Source organism: Caulobacter sp. FG121 (genome assembly GCF_057809815.1).
This window is the reverse complement of sequence record NZ_JBMDKR010000004.1, coordinates 37956-57857: the sequence shown is the minus strand read 5'-3', so window position 1 is coordinate 57857 and position 19902 is coordinate 37956. Positions and strand designations below refer to the sequence as shown.

The following is a 19902-nucleotide window of genomic DNA, read 5'->3' as shown; positions in this document are numbered from 1 at the left end:
GGGAGGTTAGGCGCCAGAATCCGGAACGGCAATCGAGGTTCGGTGACGATCGGTCCCCGATCCGGGGATTGGCGCTCAAGCCGCGACCAGCCCGGGTATGTCGTGCAGATCAGCCGGCAACCCCGCACCCATCAGGTTGACGAAGTTGTCGCGGAAGAACTTGCGCCGGCCCGCCGTCGAGACGCCCTCCAGCGAATCGTTGAACCGCTTGAGCGGATTGCGGCCGCCTTCCACATGCGGAAAGTCCGAGGAGAACAGGCACATGTCCTCGCCCACCTGACTGATGATCCAGCCGACGTTCTCGTGCGGGTAGGGCGTGGCGAAGAACTGCCGCTTCAGGATCTCGCTCGGCTTCGCCGACAGACGCTGCAGCCGCTCCTCCTTGCCGAAGGCCAGGGCGGCGGAATCCATGAATTGCATCAGGCTGGGCAGCCAGCCGGCGCCCAACTCGATGGCCCCGAACTTCAGATCGGGGAACCGGTCGAACACCCCGTCGAACACCAGCACCGGAAGGGTCTGCCAGATCGACACCGGGATCGCCATGAAGCTGACCGAGGTGAAGTTCTCCGCTCCGCCATGGAAGTCGAGCACCTGCGGGCCGCCGTTGTCGAAATAGGCCGGATCGAGCTTCTTCTCCCCGCCGACGTGGAACAGGATCGGCAGGCCGGCCTCCTGGGCCAGGGCCCACAGCGGGTCGAAATCGGCATGGCTGGGGGCGTGGTGTTTGGGAACCTGGGACGGGATCATCAGGCCCTTGCACCCGAGGGCGATCGCCTCGCGGGCGACCTCGACGGCGCGAGCCCGGTCGACCAGGGGCACATAAGCGGTCGGCAGCAGACGGCGGTCCACCTGGCAGTAGTCGACCATCATTCTGTTGTGAGCCCGGGCCGCCTCGACGGCGAGGACCGGATCGTCGCCATGCTCCAGGGCGAACAGGCTGAGTCCCGCGGTGGTGAACACCAGTTGGCTGGCGAAGCCCAGCAGGTCCACGGCCAGTGGCCGGTCGACGGGATCAAAGGCGCCGAGAGCCTGGTAGTTCTTGCGTAGCAGCAGGTTGTCCGCCTGACCGGCGCGAAACGCCGGATCCTCCTGGAGTGCGCGGGCCTGGTCGACCCAGGCCTCATCACGGGCGGCCTTGCGCAGCTTTGCGGACAGGGCCTCTCGGAACGCGGGATCAATGTAGCGTTCGATGGTCCCGGGTAGCTCCATGACATGGGAGTCGGCGTCGTGAACGGTCTGGCCTTCGACGTACGGCATCGGACATCCTCCCACCGGACCTCTGGCCGCGCGGCGGGTCCGTTGGGCGCCATTCGGCGACCTGCGGGCCGGTCCGTCAAGGCCGGGCGGTTGCGCCGTCCGCCCGACTCCCTGAGGCTGCCCCCGCGCAGAGGAGCTTCGCCATGAGCCGTTTCACCGGTCCGGTCCGCCAGAACGGCTATGTCGTGCGCGACGTTGAGGCGGCGATGAGGCACTGGATCGAGGTGCTGGGCGTGGGGCCCTGGTTCTACATCGAGAAGGTCCCCGTCGACTGGTTCCGCCATCGCGGCGTCGCCTACGACATCGACCTGTCGATCGCCCTGGCCAATTCCGGCGATCTGCAGATCGAGCTGATCCAGCAGCGCAATGATGTCCCCTCGCTCTACCGCGAGTTCGCGGCCAAACACGGTGAGGGGCTGCAGCACATGTCCTGGTGGTCGATGAACTACCAGGCCGACTATGACGCCGCGCTGGCCCGAGGCCTGGCCATCGGCCACGAAGGCCAGATCAATGGACCGAACGGACGCTTTGTCTATTTCGACACCGACGAGGAGCACCCGGGCACGGTGGTCGAGCTGTCGGATGTGAGCGGAACGAAGATGCGCTTCTTCGACCATATCCGGCGCGCCGCCGTGGACTGGGACGGAACCGATCCGATCCGGCCGGTGAAATAGGCCGCCTCAGGGCGTCAGATCAAACAGCCCGTCGCGCGGATCGTGTACGATGTGTCCATCATGAACCCCACCCACGTCGGCCTGTTCCAGAACCTCGTCCTTGCCACCGCGATGGTCGGGATCACGGTGCTCATCCACTTCTGGGGTCTGATCCTGCTCCTGCGCATCATGGGGCATACTGGCCCCCGCCTGCGCGCGGACAGAAGTCACGGCGGCCAGGCCATGCTGGTGCTGATGGTGGTGTTCGGGATCTTCGCCCTGCACACCGTCGAGATCTGGCTCTACGCCATGCTCTATCTGACGCTTAACGCGTTGCCGTCGCTCGAACCGGCGCTCTATTTCTCGACCGTCACCTTCGTCGCGGTCGGCTACGGCGACGTGGTCCTGCCGACGACCTGGCGGATGCTCAGCGCGATCGAGGCGGCCAACGGCGTGATCCTGATCGCCTGGTCGACCGCCTTCCTGTTTTCCGTGACGGGTCGTCTGCGGCTGCTCGAGCACGACTGGCTCGAGCCCAGGCGCTCACGCCCTGCGCCGCCGGTCGCCCAAGGACAGGCGATCGATCCACAGGACCGACAGAATCCGTCGGCCACGATCCCGGAGTGAGGCGGCTCAGGCGCGGGGTTGAGCTTTTCTGGCCGCCGCGACCTGATCAACCACGCCCTTCCAGCGGTCGCCCATGGCGATGACAATCTGCTTGCGGGTCATCAGACGCGGCAGCCAGCGAAGGCGCTGGTTGCCCTTGCCGGTGATGACCACCGTCTTGCGGCGCAGGAACGCCTTCAGGCCCTCGGAGGCCACGAACGCGGCGCTGTCGAGCCCGGGGCGGCCCGTACCGGCCCCCGGCAGGTCGCTGGCAACGGCGGCGAAGTTCGAGGCCGTGCCGCCCGGACAGAGCGCCATGACGTGCACGCCGCTGTCCCGGGTCTCGCCCCACAGCGCTTCGCTGAAATAGAGAACAAACGTCTTGGCCGCCGAGTAGACCGCCGCATAGGGCAGGGGCACGAAGGCGGCCGTCGAGGCGACGTTGATCACCCCGCCCTTGCGCCGCGTGATCATGCCGGGAAGGCTGAGGTGGGTCAGTTCGACCAGCGCCGTAACGTTCAGCTGGATCATCTCGGCGTTCGACGGCCCTTCGATCTCGAGGAACGCACCCCATTTGCCGAAGCCGGCGTTGTTGACCAGCAGATCAACGGTCAGGCCCTGGCCATGCACGGCGTCCATCAACCGCGCGGCGGCGCCGGGCTGGCCGAGGTCGAGCGGAATGACCGCCACCTCAGTCTTGAACCGTGCGCGCAGGTCTTGCGCCAGCGACTGCAGGCCACTCTCCGACCGCGCGGTGATGATCAGCTTCGCGCCCCGTGCGGCCAGATCCTCGGCGAACGCCTTGCCGATGCCCGACGACGCGCCCGTGACCAGCGCTGTGACGCCCTTGTAGTTCTTCATATCGCCCCCTTCGCGCCTATCGCGCGTAACCCACATTCGCCGCTGCGCCCGTTTGACCCCGGGCGGCCTCCGTCGCCCAGTCGAGATCGGCAAGGTACCGTTCGGCCACAGTCAGGTGCACCGGCGACAGCATGAGGTGCAGACCACGCGGCTGGCTGGTCGCGCTGGTGACCCAGCCGCGTTCGTAGAGCTTGCCGAGAATGGCCATGCAGTCGACGTCGTCCCGGGTGAAGGCAAGGAGGCCGAGCTTCGGCTGCCCGATGACGGTGAAGCCCCGAGCCCTGACGCCGGCCTCGATGATCTCGCGGGCCTTCGTCACCTCTCCGTGCTTGTCGCGATACCCGTCGACCCCGAGGACGTTCATAATCGCCCAGGCCGCCGCGATGGCGCCGCCGGGGCGTGTGCCGGCGAGGGTCGGCGTGGTCATCTTGCCAGCCGGCCAGTCCCCGACTTCGAAGATCATGTGCTTCTTCAGGTCCTCCGACCGGAAGAACACCGTCGACGCGCCCTTGGCGCAGTAGCCGTACTTGTGCAGATCGGCCGACATCGACCGCACGCCCGCGACCTCGAAATCGAACGGCGGAATGTCCGCGCCGTTCATCCGCACGAAGGGCGCGATGTAGCCGCCGACGCAGGCATCGACGTGCAGCCACAGGTCGCGACGTTCCGCGAGTGCGCCCAGTTCCTCGATTGGATCGATCAGACCGTAGGGAAAGCACGGAGCCGATCCCACAATCATGATGGTGGCGTCATCGACCGCCGCCTCCATGGCGACAGGATCAGCGAGGTAGTCCTTCAGCGCCGTGCGCCGCACCTCGATTTCCATGACCCGGCAGGCCTTGTCGAAAGCCGGATGGGCGGAGAAGGGCAGGACAATGTTCAATGGGCCTGCGACCCCGCGCACCTTTCGGGCGTAGTCGCGCGATGCCTTGACCGCCATGAGGATGGAATCGGTGCCGCCACTGGTCATCGACCCGGCAGCGCCCTCGGGCCCATGCAGCAGGGCGAGGCCATTGGCCACCACCTCCCGCTCCATGCGCGCCAGACTGGGAAACGCCGCCGGCCCGAGCCCGTTCTCGGAGGCGAACATCGCATAGGCCTCCTTCTGGACCCGCTCGACGTCTTCCCCTGCGTTGAACACATAGACGGCGGCCTTGCCGTCGCGCCATTTGACGTCGCCCGCGGCCATTTCGAGCATTCTCGCGCGGGTCTCCGCCCAGGGCGCGCCCTGTTCGGGAAGTGACTGGCTCATCGGTGCTTCCGTCCCTGAAATTTTGACCAGCCTAGCTCCCCGGACGGCTGCGTCGAGCGGTTCCGGCGCCCGAAACAGGGTTTTCGCGCTCTTAACCACGCTGAAAACCCTTGGGCCGTAGGCTGACCTCCCGTGAACCGGGGAGGGGGCCATGTTCGCCGCACGCCAAAGCCTGTCGCTGATCGCCGTCCTGCTGGCCTCGCTGGCCCTGGCCGGCTGTATTTCGCCGAGCTACGCCATCAAGGGTCCGGACCCGTCGGGCCCGCCGCAGCGGTCCGCGCCGGGCGGCCGGGCGCCGGCGACGATGCGGCCCTACCAGGTGCGTGGCGTCTGGTACACGCCGCGCTACGACCCGGACTACGACGAAAAGGGCGTCGCGAGCTGGTACGGCGAACAGTTCCACAATCGCAGCACGGCCAATGGCGAGACGTTCGACATGGACCTGCCGTCGGCCGCCCACAAAACCCTGCCGCTGCCATCTATCGTCGAGGTCACCGATCTCGACACCGGCCGCAAGATCCGCGTGCGGGTCAATGACCGGGGGCCCTTCGTCGACGGCCGGATCATCGACCTGTCGAAAGCGGCCGCGGAGCAGCTGGGCATGGCGCGCAAGGGGGTCGCGCGTGTCCGGGTCCGCTACCTCGGGCCGGCGCCGGCCGGCAGATAGTCCACAGCTCAAAGCCCGCCCATTCTGGACATCGGCCCCGTTCCGTCCGATTGAGGGCGTCGTGGCGCGCGGAAAATTCATCACCTTCGAAGGCGGGGAGGGGACGGGCAAATCGACCCAGTCCCGCATCCTGACGACCCGGCTGCAGGCCGAGGGCCGGAGCGCGATCCGCACGCGTGAACCCGGCGGTTCGGACGGCGCCGAAGCCCTGCGCAGTCTGCTGGTCGAGGGCAAGGCCGATCGCTGGTCCCCGATGTCCGAAACCCTGATGATGAACGCCGCGCGGCGCGATCATCTTGAGCGGACTATCGTCCCGGCGCTGGAGCTCGGCGAATGGGTGGTCTGCGATCGCTTTTGCGACTCGACCCGCGCCTATCAGGGCGCCGGCGGCGGCGTGCCGGCCGAGTTCATCGAAACGGTCGAGCGGGCCGTGGTCGGCGACAACCGGCCGGACCTGACGCTGGTCTTCGACCTGCCGCCCGAGATTGGCCTGGAGCGCGCCTTTGGCCGTGACATGTTCGAGGTCCGGTTCGAAACCAAGGACTTCGATTTCCACACCCGCCTGCGCGCCGCCTATCTGGCCATCGCGCATGACGAGCCATGGCGGTGCGTGATCATTGACGCCTCGGGGACCGAAGACGAGGTCGCCGCGCTCGTCTGGCGCGCGGTTACCGACCGGCTGGGCGAATGAGCGACGAGCCCGTCCATCCCCGCGACGCCTTCCTGCTTGAGGGGGCGGAAGAGCAGGAAAACGCCTTCCTCGAAGCGATCGAGCGCGGGCGTCTGCATCACGCATGGCTGCTGACGGGGCCCGAGGGCGTGGGCAAGGCAACCTTCGCCTATCGCGCCGCGCGACGATTGCTCGGCGCGAGGCCGGATCCCGCCAACGGCGTGCTCGGTTCGCTCGGCTCCGATCCCGTGGTGCGGCAGGTGTCTGCCCGGTCTCACCCGGATCTGATGGTGCTGGAGCGCCTGGGCGAGGACGGCAAACTTCGCAAGGTCATCCCGGTGGATGAAGCGCGGCGGCTGGCGGAATTCTTCTCCCAGACCCCGGCGACCTCCCCCTATCGTGTCGCCATCATCGACGCGGCCGATGATCTGAACGTCAACTCGGCCAACGCCATTCTGAAGACCCTGGAGGAGCCGCCCCCGCGTGGCGTGATCTTCCTTGTCAGCCATGCGCCGGGCCGTCTGCTGCCGACCATCCGCTCGCGCTGCCGGCGGCTGGCGTTCAACGCGCCGGGCGAGGCGCTCACGGTGGAATTCCTGACGGCCCGGAGTGATCTGACGCACGAGCAAGCCGCGCGGCTGGCGAGCATGGCCGGCGGAGCGCCGGGTCTCGCGCTTCGCCTGGCGGCGGCCGACGCGCTGGGCGCCGATGACGCGGCGCACGAAATCCTGCGGACCTTGCCGAGGCTCGACGAAGGCGCGCTGATGCTGCTGGCGGACAGTTTCCGCGGATCGGAAGGGCAGGGCCGGTTCGACCTGCTGATCGACCGCCTGACCGCCCGAATCCACGACATGGCCGCCACCCAGGCCATGGCGGGGACGGGCGAGGGTCTCGATCGCTGGGTGCTGGCCTGGGAGGCGCTACGGGTTCTGCCTGGTCAGACCGAAGGCCTGAACCTGGACCGCGCCGACGCCTTCTGGACCGCGATGCGTGAGCTGCGCGCGGCGGCGGCTGCCTGATGCTGATCGACAGCCACGTCAATCTGCACGCGCCGCAGTTCGCCGACGATCGCCAGGACGTCATCGACCGCGCCCGCGCGGCGGGCATCGGGCTGATGGTCAATATCAGCGACAAGGTGTCGACCTTTGACGCCACCTACGCCGTGGCCGACGAGAACCCGGACATCTGGGCGACCGTCGGCACCCATCCGCACGAAGCCAAGGAAAATCCAGATCTTACGGCGGATATCCTCATCGATCTGGCCGGGCGTCCGCGAGTCGTCGGCATCGGCGAATGCGGTCTCGATTTCCACTACGACCTCAGCCCGCGCGAGGTGCAGGCCGCCGTGTTCCGCCAGCACTGTATCGCCGCGCGCGAGACCGGCTTGCCGCTGGTGGTGCACACCCGCGAAGCCGATGACGTCATGGCGGAGATCCTCGAAGAGGAATACGCGGCCGGCCCGTTCCGGCTGCTGATGCACTGCTATACCAGCGGCCCCGAGCTGGCGCGGCGGGCGGCGGCGCTGGGAGCGTGGTTCTCGGTCTCCGGCATCGCCACCTTCAAGGCGGCGCAGGATGTGCGGGATATCATCGCCGACATGCCGGCCGACCGGATCATCGTCGAGACAGACTGTCCGTATCTCGCGCCCGTGCCGATGCGGGGCCGCCGCAATGAGCCAGCCTTCCTGCCGCATGTGCTGGCGAAACTGGCCGAAATCCGCGGCTGGACGCTCGAAGACGCCGAGCAGCGCACCGAGGATGCCTTCTTCACCCTGTTCGACAGGATCCCCCGTCCATGAGCGGCGTGCTCGAGGTCACCATCCTCGGCTGCGGATCGTCCGGCGGCGTGCCGCGCGCCGATGGCGACTGGGGCGCGTGCGACCCGGATGAGCCGCGCAATCGGCGCACCCGCTGCGGCCTCCTCCTGCGTCGCAAGGGGGAGGGCGCGGAGACGACAGTTCTGGTCGACACCTCGCCGGACCTGCGCGAGCAGGCCATCGCCGCGCGGGTGAAACGGATCGACGGCATCCTGTACACCCACGACCACGCCGACCAGGTGCACGGCATCGACGACGTTCGCGCCTTCTTCCTGCGCCAGCGCGCCAGAATTCCGGCCTGGATGGACCGCGCCACCCATGACGCGCTGACGACCCGGTTTCGATATATCTTTGAAAATACCGGCGGTTATCCAGCTATCCTCGACTCCGTTTCACTGCCGCCCTACGGCGAGGCTTTTGTGGTGGAGGGCCCGTCAGGACCAGTCCCGGTCAACACATTCGATCAGGAACACGGCCATATCCGCTGCGTCGGCTACCGGTTTGGACCGGTGGCGTATTCGCCGGACGTCAATGGGTTGCCGGATTCCGCCTTCGAGGCGCTGGCGGGCGTTGATACCTGGATCGTCGATGCGTTGCGCCACACGCCGCATCCGACGCACGCGCATCTCGAGCGCACGCTGGACTGGATCGCCCGGATCAGGCCACGCCGCGCCATCCTGACAAACATGCATATCGATATGGATTACAGGATGTTGCGGTCAGCTCTTCCGGATGGTGTGGAGCCCGCATACGACGGCATGACGCTGACGATCGGCCTCTAGTGGCCGAACCGTCGCGTCGCCAATCCAGTTATTTCCGATAATATTCCTTAGGCGCAAAGTTGATTGACTTGCCGGCGCCGGGGCCTTGCTCTCCAGGCCGCGCCGTATCCGCCAGCGTTCCCGGTGCATCCTGCGGTTACCGCCCCCCTTTTTGGGGATGCAACTCTGAAACTTCCGGTCAAGCGTTCGCTGGTCTGTGACCCGCACTTCGCACATCACTCGGGCCAGAATGAACATGCCGTTCAGGAGGTCACCATGTTGCGGCGTGATGTCATCACCGGCCTCGCGGGCGCGGGTCTGGTCAGCGGCCTTGGGGTTGCCGCCGCCGCTCAGGCCCAGGACTTCGCCGATATCGGCTCGTTGACCCCGAACGTGATGAACAGTCGCGCGGCCTTCTCGGCGATGGGCCCGTTCAAGAACATCGCCATCCTGGGCTACAATCTGGGCCTGGTGGTGCAAAGCGAGATCAAGGCGTTCGGCGGCGCCGGGAGCGCGCAATCAAGCACGGCGGCCTCGCTCACCGGCCTGTCCATCGATGAGGTCCAGACGATCGCTGACCATGCGCTCGTCGACTTCGCGGATGTGCTGCGCCAGACCGGCAGGCCTCTGCTGCTGATGGACGCCATCCGCCAGGCCCCCTCCTTCGCCACACTCAAGGCCTCACCCGTACCCTTTCGCAAGCAGCCAGCAGCGGACGCTCGCCGGGTCATGATGGTCCCGCCGCACGGCATGAACCTCATTCTGACCAACGCGGACTCCCCGATCACCGACAAGTCGCCGTTCGACCTGAAGAACGCCATGGCGCTGAGCCACCTCAGCTTTGAGCTCGACGCCGTGGTGCTGATCCCCAATATCATCATCGATTTCGCGCAGCTTTCGAGCTCGGGAAGCAGCGTCTACAGCGGCAGCGCCAGCACCGGCATCGATCCGGGCATGTATCTGGTGGAACTGTGGACCGGCCTCGGCGCGTATCATGGGCGGAACAAGTTCGGCGGCGACGGCGGGCGGGCGCAACTGCAGAAGCGCATTCGACTCGGCCAAGGCGGCCAGCTCGTTCAGACTCGCGAACATTCCAACCGGGATGAGGTCGCCTGGTGGAACTCCCGGGTCAACAGCGGCATGGCCGAGCCGTATGAGGTCGGGCCAGGCTTCGCCTACAGCTCTTCGTCCTACGAGTACCAGGCGAATGTCGGCCAGTTCCAGCGCGCCGCCCTAAGCGGTGCAAAGGCAATGAACCGCGTCTACGCCCAGGCGGTCGCCGCGCTGAAGTGATCGGCCCCCTCCTTTCCAAGACCCCGCCGCCGCTCTATCCTCAAGCCAGAGGGGCATAGAACTCGCGGAGTGTTTCAATGCGTCTGGTTGCCTTTATATCGTCCATCGCCGCCACGTCGGCCCTCGCCTTCAGTGTCCACGCCGCGCCGCTCGGGCCGGTCGCCGATGTTCGGGTCTCGATCGGATCCGAACTGCAGGACAAGGCCGACGAGTACGGCCAACGGGATCTGGATATGCTGGCGTCCGATCTGCGCGACTCGGTGATCCAGGCCATCGGCCGCGCCGGCGGCGGCCTCTCACCGGCTGGCGGGACGCTGGATCTGGTGATCGAGGCCGCAACCCCGAACCGTCCGACCATGCGCCAGATGAACCGCAGGCCGGGCCTGTCCTACGAAAGCTTCGGTCTCGGGGGCGCGAAGATCAGCGGCGTGCTGAAAACTGCCGACGGCCAACAGGTCCCGCTCAGCTATGACTGGTACGAGACCGACATCCGTTGGTCCGTCGGCGCTGGAACCTGGACCGACGCCGAGACCACCTTCGACCGCTTCGCCCGCCATCTGACCAAGGGCGACCTCGTCGCCGAACGGTAGGACCGGCCAGCTTTCACTTGCGTCATCGCCGTTCGCGGGCTCTTTTCCCATGAACGGCGATTACCCACAACGCCGACCTGTGATTAGCGAGGCGACATGGCCGGCGGCCGACGATCTACCCTGACCCTCGCGGCGTTCGCCGCCCCCTGCCTGCCCCTCGCGGCGTTCGGCCTGCCGCTGACGATCAGCCTCCCCCACTACTATTCCGAGACGCTCGGCCTCGATGTCGCCGCGGTCGGACTTGCCTTCCTGCTGGTTCGCCTCGTGGATATCGGATTCGACCCGATTTTCGGCACCATCCTGGACCGCACGCGCTGGTCATTCGGTCGGTTCAAGGGCTGGATAGCGATCAGCGCGCCGATCCTGATGCTCGCTATCTATATGCTGTTCATGGCCAAACCGGGGGTCACCACCGGCTATCTCTGGCTGTGGCTGATCGTGGTCTATCTTGGCTATTCGATCGCGGTGCTGTCGCATACGTCCTGGGCAGCCAAGCTGACCACCGACTATCACGAGCGTTCGCGCATCTATGCCTTCTGGCAGACGGGCAACGTGATCGGCATGATCATGATCCTCGCCATGCCGCTGGTGCTTAGCCTCGCCAGCAAGGGCATCGGCCAACAAGGCATCCTGCACGGCCAGGGCTGGTTCATCGTGGGCCTGTTGCCGCTGATGATGCTGCTCGCGCTTTGGCGAGTGCCCGAGCCGAAGCCGATCGAGAGCACTGCGGTCAACGCCGCCGGCGAGACGGTCTCCGCCAACGCCACGCTGGCAGACTATTTCCGCCTTCTGGCGCGACCGACGGTGATCCGGATCCTGGCGGCCGATCTGGCGACGGGTCTGGCGCCCGGCATCGCCGGAACCCTGTTCTTTTTCTACTTCATCCGCATCAAGCAGTTCAGTTTCCTGGAGTCCTCGGCGCTGCTGCTGATCTATTTCGTCGCGGCCATCCTCGGCGCGATGATCTGGACCCGACTGGCCAAGCGCGTCGGCAAGTCGAAGGCGCTGATCGCCTCCTGCGTCACCTACGCGGCCGTTCAGTTCGGCGTCGTCTTCCTGCCGGCGGGCAATTTCTGGCTGGCGACACCCTTCCTGATCGCGGCCGGCATCCCCTACTCCGCCGGCGCGCTTCTGCTCCGCTCGATGATGGCCGACTATGGTGACGAGGAACGTCTCGCCACGGGTGTCGATCGCACCGGCCTGCTGTTCGCCATCCTGACCGGCACGGTGAAGATCGGGTCGGCGCTCGCCGTGACCAGCCTGATCCTGCTCGGATCCCTTGGCTTTGACGCCCACACGGCGGCCAACAGCACCCCGCTGTCGATGACGGGCCTGCAGGCGCTGTACGCCTTCGTACCCGGCATCGTGGGTCTGTTGGCGGCGGCGGTGATGATCGGCTATCCCCTGACGGAAGCCCGGCACGCGGAGATTCTCCGCCAGCTCGGCGAGAAGGACGGAGCGCTCCCGCCCGTCGTTCCGGAAGATGTCGCGGGGATCGAGCCCAATGTCGCAAACCCCGCCGTCACCTGACGCCAGCCACCCTGTCTTCCGCCTGCTGGAGATCATGGATCGTCTGCGCGACCCCGCCGGCGGCTGCGCCTGGGATCTGGAGCAGACGTTCGCGACCATCGCGCCCTACACGGTCGAGGAGGCCTATGAGGTCGCCGACGCCATCGAGCGGAACGACCTGAAGGACCTGAAGGAGGAGCTGGGCGACCTGCTTTTCCAGGTCGCGTTCCACGCCCGGATGGCGAAAGAACAGGGCGCGTTCGACTTCGCCGACGTGGCGACCGCCATCAGCGACAAGATGATCCGCCGCCATCCCCACGTGTTCGGCGACGTCAGTCACCGCACCGCCGGCGAGCAGACCGTCGCATGGGAAGTGCTCAAGCAGCAGGAACGGGCCGGCAAGGAACGCCACGGCATCCTCGACGACGTACCGGTCGGCCTCCCTGCCCTCACCCGCGCGGTGAAGCTGTCAAAACGCGCCGCCCGCGTCGGCTTCGTCTGGCCCAGCGTCAACGAGGTGCTCGACAAGCTGGACGAGGAGGTCGCCGAGCTGAAGGCCGAGGTGGCCGGCGGCGACATCGAGAAGCTGCGGGGCGAGCTGGGTGATGTGCTGTTCGTCATCGCCAACCTGGCCCGCACCCTGGACATCGAGCCCGAGGACGCCCTGCGCGCCACCAACGCCAAGTTCGTCCGCCGCTTCGGCTTCATAGAGGCGGCGCTGGCGGAGCGGGGCAAGACCCCTGAGATGTCGGATCTCGCCGAGATGGACGCGCTGTGGGACGAGGCGAAGGCGGCGGAGCGGGCCTAGCCCAAACACTGTCATCCCGGCCGCAGCGCGAAGCGCGAAGAGCCGGGACCCAGATTCGGCTTCGAGTCAGGTGGGATGAGAATTGATCCGGGTCCCGGATAGGCGCTTCGCGCCTTCCGGGATGACAGTTCAGGGGCGGGAAGAGATCAGCCGGTCAATCTCCGGCGCGATCACGTTCGCCCACGCCGCACTCGTCGGGTCGATCAGTTCGAAGTGCCCTGCCCCGTCGATGACGATGTTGCGGGCGGACCAGCCCTTGGCGAAAGGCGCTCCGAAAACCGGCGGCACGATCGGATCCAGAGTCCCCGAGATCACCACGACCGGCGCGGTGGGCTTCGGCAGCCGGGCTGGCGAGGTGTCGGCGTAGACATCCTGTCCGGTGCGGCTCGCGGCCGAGACGAGATCGTCGATGGTCTGCGGGCCGCCGCAACGATCGGGACCGGTGGCGCGGAAGGCTTCGAGATCGTTGATGCCGGCCAGGCTGACGACGCCCTTCACCGCCAGCGGATCGGAGCTCCACAATGGGCTGGAGCGCGGCAGGCCGCTGCGGGCGGCGGCCCAGCTGACCAGATGGCCGCCGGCGGAATGGCCGACCAGCACGACGCGGCCAAGGTCCAGATGGCGTGCGGCGGCGATGGTCCGAAGATGGTCGAGCCCCGCCGCGACATCGCTGAACGTCCCCGGGTACGCCCCGCCCGGATGGCCAATGCGGCGATACTCGAGGTTCCAGACGGCGTAGCCGCGCGCCCGAAGGTCGACAGCCAGATAGTCCATCAGCTCCGTGCCCGGCAGATCCGCCTGCCAGCAGCCGCCGTGGATCAGCACGATCACCGGGAACGGCCCCTGCCCTTTCGGCAACCAGAGCTCGCCGTGCTGCAGCGGATCGGCACCATAGGCGATGGTCGCGTCAGCCGTCTCGCGCGGGCGGGCCAGCAGATCGCTGAAGCTGATCGGGTCTGCGGCCATGACGGCGGAAGCGGGCGAGACGGTCATAAGAAGCAGGATAGCCGCCAGCGCCGCGCGTTTCACCCCGCCGCCTCCGAAACCGTGGCGGTCGGAAACATGCGCTCGAACCTGCCCAGCGCCTGACCGTCGAGCCGGACCCGCAGGCGCAGGTCGCCGTCAACGCCGTCATGGCGCCCGACCACGCGACCGTGGCGGTACAGCCAGGCCAGCGCCTCCCCGGCGCCGACATCCAGCTGGACGTCTATCTCGGGCGTCTCATCGACCATCTCGGCCAGCTTGTTGAGCAGCGCCTCGCAGCCTTCCCCCGTGATCGAGGACACCAGCATCGCGCCGACGCGACGCGCGGCGCCCTCCGCCTCGTCGCGGGCTTCAGGATCCAGCAGGTCGGCCTTGTTCCACACCTCGACCAGCTTGCGACCTGACTCCGGGGTGACGCCCAGCTCGGTCAGCACCTTCTCGACATCCCGCTTCTGGGCATGGGTGTCGGGATTGGCGATATCGCGGACATGCAGGATGACGTCGGCCTCCTGCACCTCCTCGAGGGTGGCGCGGAACGACTCGATCAGTTCGTGCGGCAGGTCGGAGATGAAGCCCACCGTGTCCGACAGGATCGCCGGCCGGCCATCGGGCAGTTTCACGTTACGCAGCGTCGGATCGAGCGTGGCGAACAGCATGTCCTTGGCCAGCACGCCGCCGGCGGTGATCTTGTTGAACAGCGTCGACTTGCCGGCGTTGGTGTAACCGACCAGGGCGATGGTCGGATACGGGACCTTCTTGCGCTGGGTCCGGTGCAGGGCGCGGGTGCGGCGGACCTCGACGAGGTCCTTCTTCATCTTGATGATGCGGTCGGCGATCTGGCGCCGGTCGAGCTCGATCTGGGTTTCGCCAGGGCCGCCGGTATTGCCCGTGCCGCCACGCTGGCGTTCGAGGTGGGTCCAGGTGCGGACGAGGCGGGATTTCTCGTATTCCAGTCGGGCCAGCTCGACCTGCAGCACGCCTTCCTTGGTCCGAGCCCGACGGCCGAAGATCTCGAGGATCACGCCGCTGCGGTCGACGACCTTGGCGTTCCAGGCCTTCTCCAGATTGCGCTGCTGGACAGGCGAGAGGGCGTCGTCGACGACCACGACGTCGATCGTCTCGACCTCGCACAGCAGGCGAAGCTCCTCGACCTTGCCCTTGCCGAACAGGGTCGCGGGCGTGCGTTCGCGCAGCGGGACGATGCGGGACTCGACCACATCAAGATCGAGCGCGAGGGCGAGTCCGGTCGCTTCCTCAAGCCGGGCCTGAGGATCGCGGGCGTTGGCCAGCTGCGGCCGAACGGGATGAAGAACCAGCGCCCGTTGGACGGGGTCTTCGTGATCAATGAGTTGGGTCAATCGTCTTGGTCGGAGGGTTCGTACAGCTGAACCGGCTGCGCGGGCATGATCGTCGAGATCGCGTGCTTGTACACCAGTTGCGACTGGCCGTCGCGACGCAGCAGCACGCAGAAATTGTCGAACCAGCTGACAACGCCCTGAAGCTTCACACCGTTCACGAGGAAGATGGTCAGCGGCGTCTTCGACTTGCGAACGCTGTTGAGGAATGTGTCCTGCAGGTTCTGTTTCTTCTCGGTCACGGGGGTTCCCCTCTTTTTGGTCGGAAGGCAAAGGCCCTCCACACACACAGTTTGTACGTAGGCGCTCGTCACGGAAGCCCGCAACCTCCGACGAGGTTCCGGACGCTCAACTGCCCGAAGCTTGGGCAGCCTCGATATAGAGCGCTCGCAGACGTTGCGCCACCGGGCCCGGGCGGCCGTCGCCGATCGGCGCGCCGTCAATCGCCACCACCGGCATGACCAGCGCCCCAGCCCCCGTAATGAAGGCCTCGCGGGCGTTGCGGGCTTCCTCCGGCGTGAAGGCGCGCTCGTCGAGGCGGATGTTGAGGTCTCCCAGGAGTCCCATGACGCTCTTGCGGGTCACACCGCGCAGGATGTTGGCGGTCGTATCGCGCGTCCGCAGAACGCCGTCGGCGTCGACAATCCAGGCATTGCTGGAGGCGCCCTCGGTCACCAGGCCTTGTGCATCGACGAACCAGGCCTCGCCGGCGCCCTGGTCACGGGCCGCCGTCTTGGCCATGGCGTTGGGCAGCAGGCCGATGGTCTTGATGTCGCAACGCCCCCAGCGGTTCTCCGGCGTGGTCATGACGCCGATGCCTTTGGCTGCGCGCGCCTCGGCGGCGGCGGCGTCGATCGACTTGGCCGTGATCACGATGGCGGGCTGCGGGGCCGGAACAGGGAAGGCATGGTCGCGGCGGGCAACGCCGCGCGTGACCTGCAGATAGACCAGACCGTGCTTGACCCGATTGCGGCGGATGGCTTCACCCAGCACCAGCTCCAGCGACCGGCGGCCCATCGGCGGCGTGATCCCCAACTCGCCCAGACTGCGCTGCAGTCGCTCGAAGTGACCGTCGGAGTCGACCAGCCGGCCGCCGAACACGGCCCAGACTTCGTAGATGCCGTCGCCGAGCTGATAGCCGCGATCCTCGATATGGACGGCCGCCTCGCCGTGCCGGACGAAGCGGTGATTCACGTAGGCCCAGCGCGACATCAGTCTTCGGTCTCCTCACCGGCCCGCGCGCCCGCCAGACCGAGCGACTTGAGCTTCCTGTGCAAAGCCGAGCGCTCCATGCCAATGAAGGCCGCGGTGCGCGAGATGTTGCCGCCGAACCGCAGGATCTGGGCGTTCAGATATTCCCGCTCGAACAGTTCCCGCGCCTCGCGCAGCGGCAGGGCGATGATCCGCTCGGTGCCGATGGCCCCGTTCTGCGACGCACTCGGCGCCTCTGACGGCAGCATGTCTGCAGTGATCGGCTCGTTCGGATCGCCCGAGGCCAGGATCATCATCCGCTCTACGTTGTTGCGCAGCTGCCGGACGTTGCCCGGCCAGTCGTGCACCTGCAGCGTGGCGATGGCGTCCTCGCCCAGCCGGCGACGCGGCAGGCCGGTGGCCTCCGCGATGCGATCGATGAAGTAGTTGATCATCTCCGGCACGTCGTCGCGGCGCTCGGCCAGACCCGGCACCCGCACGGGCACCACGTTCAGCCGATGGAACAGGTCTTCGCGGAAACGCCCGGCGGAGATCTCCTCCCGCAGATCGCGCGAGCTGGACGAGATGACCCGCACGTCGACCTGCACGTCGGCGTTGCCGTCGACTCGCCGAAACCGCTGCTCGACGAGGACGCGCAGGATGCGGCTCTGCGTCTCGCGGGGCATGTCGGCCACCTCGTCGAGGTACAGCGTGCCGCCGTGCGCCCGTTCGAACACGCCGATCTTGCCGGGCCGGCTGCCCTCGCCTTCCTCACCGAACAGTTCGAGATCCATCCGCTCGGGCGCCATGCCCGCAGCGCTGATGGCGACGAACTCGCCCTTGGCCCTCGGACTGGCCGCATGGATCATCCGCGCGACCATCTCCTTGCCCGACCCTGCCGGGCCGGTGATCAGCACGCGACTGTTGGCCGGGGCGACCTTGGTGATCATCTGGCGCAGTTGCTGCGCGGGCAGCGATCGCCCGATCAGGCCGTCGGGCGTCAGGGCCTGGGTGCGCAGCCGGCGGTTCTCTCGGCGCAGGCTGGCGGACTCGATGGCCCGTTCGACCATCAGCAGCAGGCGGTCGGACTTGAACGGCTTTTCGAGGAACTCGTAGGCGCCGCGCTTGATCGCGCTGACGGCGGTTTCAATGTTCCCGTGGCCGCTGATCATGATGACCGGCAGATCGCCATCGAGCGCCTTCACCAGGTCGAGCAGTTCGAGCCCGTCCATGCCGCCGCCCTGCATCCAGATGTCGAGCACCACCAGCGTCGGCTTGCGGGCGCGGATCGCCAGCAAGGCCTGTTCGGAGTCGGCCGCCGTTCGCACGGCATAGCCTTCATCGCTGAGAATGCCGGAGACGAGTTCGCGGATATCCGCCTCGTCATCAACGACCAGAACATCAGCCGCCATGGGCTGTCTCCTTGCTAGCGAGCGCGGCCGTCAAACGCGCGTTGGGGAAATTCAGACTGACCCTGGCCCCGGGCAGGGTGCTGGCGTCCCCCAACGCCAGCTCGCCGCCGTGGTCCTCGAGAATGCGTTTGACGATGGCGAGACCAAGGCCCGTGCCCTTCTCGCGCGTCGTCACATAGGGTTCGGTGAGCCGGTCACGGTCCCGCGACGGCAGACCGATGCCATTATCCTCGATACGGAACGTCAGCCCACCGTCATCCTCGACCAGAGCCGCGGAAATTCGTCCCTCTTTCGAGGGCAGGCCGCGCGCCGAGACGGCCTCGGCGGCGTTCTTGAGGATATTGGCCAGGGCTTGACCGACCATGCGGTCGTCACAGACGAGACTGCGATTGGCCGGCGGCTCGTCCATGTCGACGGTCAGTTCAGGGCTGGCGACGCGCTGGGCGAAAACTGCCTGACGCAGCAGCTCGGCGGGATCGTGCTCGGCGAAGCGCGGCGTGGGCATGCGGGCGAACGACGAGAACTCGTCGACCATCCGGCCGATATCGCCAACCTGACGGATGATCGTCTCGGTACAGCGGTCGAAGGTCTCGATGTCCGACGTGATCTCGGCGCGATACTTCCGCCGGAGGCGTTCGGCCGACAGCTGGATCGGGGTCAGCGGGTTCTTGATCTCGTGGGCGATGCGACGGGCGACGTCCTTCCAGGCCGCATTGCGCTGGGCGGTGATGAGGCGGGTGATGTCGTCGAACGTGAGCACGACCCCGTCGGACGCGCCGCTGGCGCGCACCCGCAGGCGCCGCGTGTCGCCGCCCCGCACGATATCGACCTCTTCCTCGGCCTCGCCGCCGATTTCGATGGCGCGCTGGGACACCGACGCCAGTTCCGGCGCGATCGCTGCCAGCGCCTGTCCGGTCATGGCTTCCGGATCCGCGCCAAGGAGGCTGGCGGCCTGACGGTTGGCCGCAGACACATTGCCAGCGGCATCCAGCCCGATCACGCCGGCGCTCACGCCGAGCAGAACCGTTTCAATGAACTGCCGGCGCGATTCAGCGTCCAGACTGGCCGTTCGCAGGGCGACCTGCTGAACCTGAAGATCATGCGTCATACTGTTGAAGGCGCGGGACAATACGGCCATCTCTTCAGGTTGGTCGGTCGTATCGACCCGCGCGTTCAGGTCGCCAGTCGCGACCCGTCCGGCGGCCTGCACCAGCCGGGCCACCGGCGCGGCGATCGAGTTGGCGGCGGCGATGGCCAGCCAGGCGGCGCCGACCAGCACCAGCAGGGCGGTCTCGATGTAGGTCAGGAGGAACGCGCCCTTGATCCGTTCGCGGTTGTTGGCCGCCTCGCGGAGCGCCACCAGCGCGCCCTCGGCGTCACGGAGCTGACTGATGATCCCCGTGCCCACCGGACGCGCAACATAGAGATAGGCGTCCGGATAGGCCTTCAGGCGGTACAGGCCGCGGATCACGTTCTGGGCCTCGAAGGTTTCGGCCGTGATGATGCCTTCGTCCGCGGCCTTGAAGCTGGAGGGCGGCGGCGCAACGAATGTCGGACCGTTCGGCTTCTCGGCTCGCGCCAGAATGCGTCCGTCGCGGTCGAGGACATAGACCGCTGCGAAGGTATTGGCCGAGATTTGCGCCAGATAGTGACCGTAGGCGACCGGGGTCGTCTCAAGCGCACGCGCGGCATCGTTCAGGTCGACCGCCACCAGCGTCATGTTGTCCCGCAGGATCAGTTGCTGTTCTGCGACCACGGACCGGGCCGTGTCTGCGGAATTCTCGACCAGGGTGCTGATCTTGTCGCCGAACCAGGTCTCGACGCCGGTCAGCACGAAGCCGCCGAAGAAGATCGCGACGATGATCGCGGGGGCCACGGCGGCAAGTCCGAACAGGCCCATGAACCGCAGATGCAGCCGCGCACCGGCGTCAACGTTCCGGTCGTGGATCAGCCGGGCCACGCGCATCCCGACCAGCATGGCCAGCCCGAGGATGAGAACGAGATTGAGTCCCAGGACCACCAGCATGGCCTGAACCGCCGGCCCAATCGGTCCGGTGGCCGGCGGACTCGACACCAGCAGGGCGCCGGTGATCGTCAGCGCAGCCGCGACCGCGTAGCCCGCGCCGACGACGTAACGGGACTCGATCGCTCGACGCCAGGCCGGCGGCGGCGCCTCACCGCCGGGAGCGGTGTTTGAGGCCGACAAACTCATGAGGG

The 19902-nt window shown here is 66.9% G+C and carries 20 protein-coding genes; 11 read left to right on the top strand and 9 right to left on the bottom strand.

The annotated features are described in order from the left end of the window. Window positions 1-75: 75 nt before the first annotated feature. On the bottom strand, window positions 76-1257 hold the full coding sequence (locus ACODSL_RS11785; RefSeq protein ID WP_488900886.1) for an amidohydrolase family protein: 1182 nt from the start codon (window positions 1255-1257) through the stop codon (window positions 76-78). A 143-nt stretch (window positions 1258-1400) separates the two neighbouring features. Between ACODSL_RS11785 and ACODSL_RS11780 the strand changes: the two genes are divergently transcribed. Together ACODSL_RS11780 and ACODSL_RS11775 are read left to right on the top strand one after the other, a co-directional pair. After that, window positions 1401-1931: a VOC family protein gene (locus tag ACODSL_RS11780; RefSeq protein WP_488900885.1), complete on the top strand. Its 531-nt coding sequence runs from the start codon at window positions 1401-1403 to the stop codon at window positions 1929-1931. 60 nt (window positions 1932-1991) lie between these two features. After that, window positions 1992-2537: a potassium channel family protein gene (locus tag ACODSL_RS11775; RefSeq protein ID WP_488900884.1), complete on the top strand. Its 546-nt coding sequence runs from the start codon at window positions 1992-1994 to the stop codon at window positions 2535-2537. Window positions 2538-2543: 6 nt separating this feature from the next. On the opposite strand, the gene ACODSL_RS11770 is transcribed toward ACODSL_RS11775, so the two are convergent. Together ACODSL_RS11770 and ACODSL_RS11765 are read right to left on the bottom strand one after the other, a co-directional pair. Then, entirely contained in the window at window positions 2544-3377 is an 834-nt protein-coding gene (locus tag ACODSL_RS11770) for an SDR family NAD(P)-dependent oxidoreductase (RefSeq protein WP_488900883.1), read from the bottom strand. A gap of 16 nt (window positions 3378-3393) precedes the next feature. Next, window positions 3394-4629 (bottom strand): pyridoxal phosphate-dependent decarboxylase family protein, encoded by a 1236-nt coding sequence (locus ACODSL_RS11765; RefSeq protein ID WP_488900882.1) that lies wholly within the window; start codon window positions 4627-4629, stop codon window positions 3394-3396. A gap of 151 nt (window positions 4630-4780) precedes the next feature. Between ACODSL_RS11765 and ACODSL_RS11760 the strand changes: the two genes are divergently transcribed. From ACODSL_RS11760 to mazG, 9 genes are all read left to right on the top strand, one after another. Further along, window positions 4781-5296 (top strand): septal ring lytic transglycosylase RlpA family protein, encoded by a 516-nt coding sequence (locus ACODSL_RS11760; protein WP_488900881.1) that lies wholly within the window; start codon window positions 4781-4783, stop codon window positions 5294-5296. Window positions 5297-5357: 61 nt separating this feature from the next. Then, window positions 5358-5987 (top strand): dTMP kinase, encoded by a 630-nt coding sequence (gene tmk, locus ACODSL_RS11755; protein ID WP_488900880.1) that lies wholly within the window; start codon window positions 5358-5360, stop codon window positions 5985-5987. After that, window positions 5984-6985 (top strand): DNA polymerase III subunit delta', encoded by a 1002-nt coding sequence (locus tag ACODSL_RS11750; RefSeq protein ID WP_488900879.1) that lies wholly within the window; start codon window positions 5984-5986, stop codon window positions 6983-6985. The genes tmk and ACODSL_RS11750 overlap by 4 nt, the downstream gene beginning before the upstream one ends. After that, window positions 6985-7764, top strand: a complete 780-nt coding sequence (locus tag ACODSL_RS11745) for a TatD family hydrolase (RefSeq protein WP_488900878.1) — start codon at window positions 6985-6987, stop codon at window positions 7762-7764. Before ACODSL_RS11750 ends, ACODSL_RS11745 begins: the two co-directional genes overlap by 1 nt. Then, window positions 7761-8564 carry an MBL fold metallo-hydrolase gene (locus tag ACODSL_RS11740; protein WP_488900877.1) on the top strand — a complete coding sequence of 268 codons (804 nt, stop codon included), beginning with the start codon at window positions 7761-7763 and terminating at the stop codon, window positions 8562-8564. The genes ACODSL_RS11745 and ACODSL_RS11740 overlap by 4 nt, the downstream gene beginning before the upstream one ends. A 255-nt stretch (window positions 8565-8819) precedes the next feature. Next, window positions 8820-9836: a hypothetical protein gene (locus ACODSL_RS11735; protein ID WP_488900876.1), complete on the top strand. Its 1017-nt coding sequence runs from the start codon at window positions 8820-8822 to the stop codon at window positions 9834-9836. A gap of 77 nt (window positions 9837-9913) precedes the next feature. Next, window positions 9914-10426 carry a hypothetical protein gene (locus ACODSL_RS11730; RefSeq protein WP_488900875.1) on the top strand — a complete coding sequence of 171 codons (513 nt, stop codon included), beginning with the start codon at window positions 9914-9916 and terminating at the stop codon, window positions 10424-10426. A gap of 96 nt (window positions 10427-10522) precedes the next feature. Beyond that, window positions 10523-11956, top strand: coding sequence for an MFS transporter (locus tag ACODSL_RS11725; RefSeq protein ID WP_488900874.1), 1434 nt, complete (start codon window positions 10523-10525; stop codon window positions 11954-11956). Then, window positions 11931-12743 (top strand): nucleoside triphosphate pyrophosphohydrolase, encoded by an 813-nt coding sequence (gene mazG / locus ACODSL_RS11720; RefSeq protein WP_488900873.1) that lies wholly within the window; start codon window positions 11931-11933, stop codon window positions 12741-12743. The genes ACODSL_RS11725 and mazG overlap by 26 nt, the downstream gene beginning before the upstream one ends. Before the next feature lie 129 nt (window positions 12744-12872). Here mazG and ACODSL_RS11715 read toward each other — a convergent pair whose 3' ends face one another. The 6 genes from ACODSL_RS11715 to ACODSL_RS11690 all read right to left on the bottom strand — a co-directional run bounded on the left by ACODSL_RS11715 (window position 12873) and on the right by ACODSL_RS11690 (window position 19897). Next, the gene (locus ACODSL_RS11715) at window positions 12873-13772 is read right to left on the bottom strand and encodes an alpha/beta hydrolase family protein (protein WP_488900872.1); all 900 of its coding nucleotides are present in this window, start codon (window positions 13770-13772) and stop codon (window positions 12873-12875) included. Continuing rightward, window positions 13769-15085 carry a GTPase HflX gene (hflX, locus tag ACODSL_RS11710; RefSeq protein ID WP_488900871.1) on the bottom strand — a complete coding sequence of 439 codons (1317 nt, stop codon included), beginning with the start codon at window positions 15083-15085 and terminating at the stop codon, window positions 13769-13771. The genes ACODSL_RS11715 and hflX overlap by 4 nt, the downstream gene beginning before the upstream one ends. Further along, entirely contained in the window at window positions 15082-15324 is a 243-nt protein-coding gene (gene hfq, locus ACODSL_RS11705; protein ID WP_488900870.1) for an RNA chaperone Hfq, read from the bottom strand. Before hfq ends, hflX begins: the two co-directional genes overlap by 4 nt. Before the next feature lie 106 nt (window positions 15325-15430). Continuing rightward, window positions 15431-16294, bottom strand: a complete 864-nt coding sequence (locus ACODSL_RS11700) for a D-amino-acid transaminase (RefSeq protein ID WP_488900869.1) — start codon at window positions 16292-16294, stop codon at window positions 15431-15433. Beyond that, entirely contained in the window at window positions 16294-17685 is a 1392-nt protein-coding gene (ntrX, locus tag ACODSL_RS11695) for a nitrogen assimilation response regulator NtrX (RefSeq protein WP_488900868.1), read from the bottom strand. Before ntrX ends, ACODSL_RS11700 begins: the two co-directional genes overlap by 1 nt. After that, the gene (locus tag ACODSL_RS11690) at window positions 17675-19897 is read right to left on the bottom strand and encodes a sensor histidine kinase NtrY-like (RefSeq protein ID WP_488900867.1); all 2223 of its coding nucleotides are present in this window, start codon (window positions 19895-19897) and stop codon (window positions 17675-17677) included. Before ACODSL_RS11690 ends, ntrX begins: the two co-directional genes overlap by 11 nt. Window positions 19898-19902: the final 5 nt, after the last annotated feature.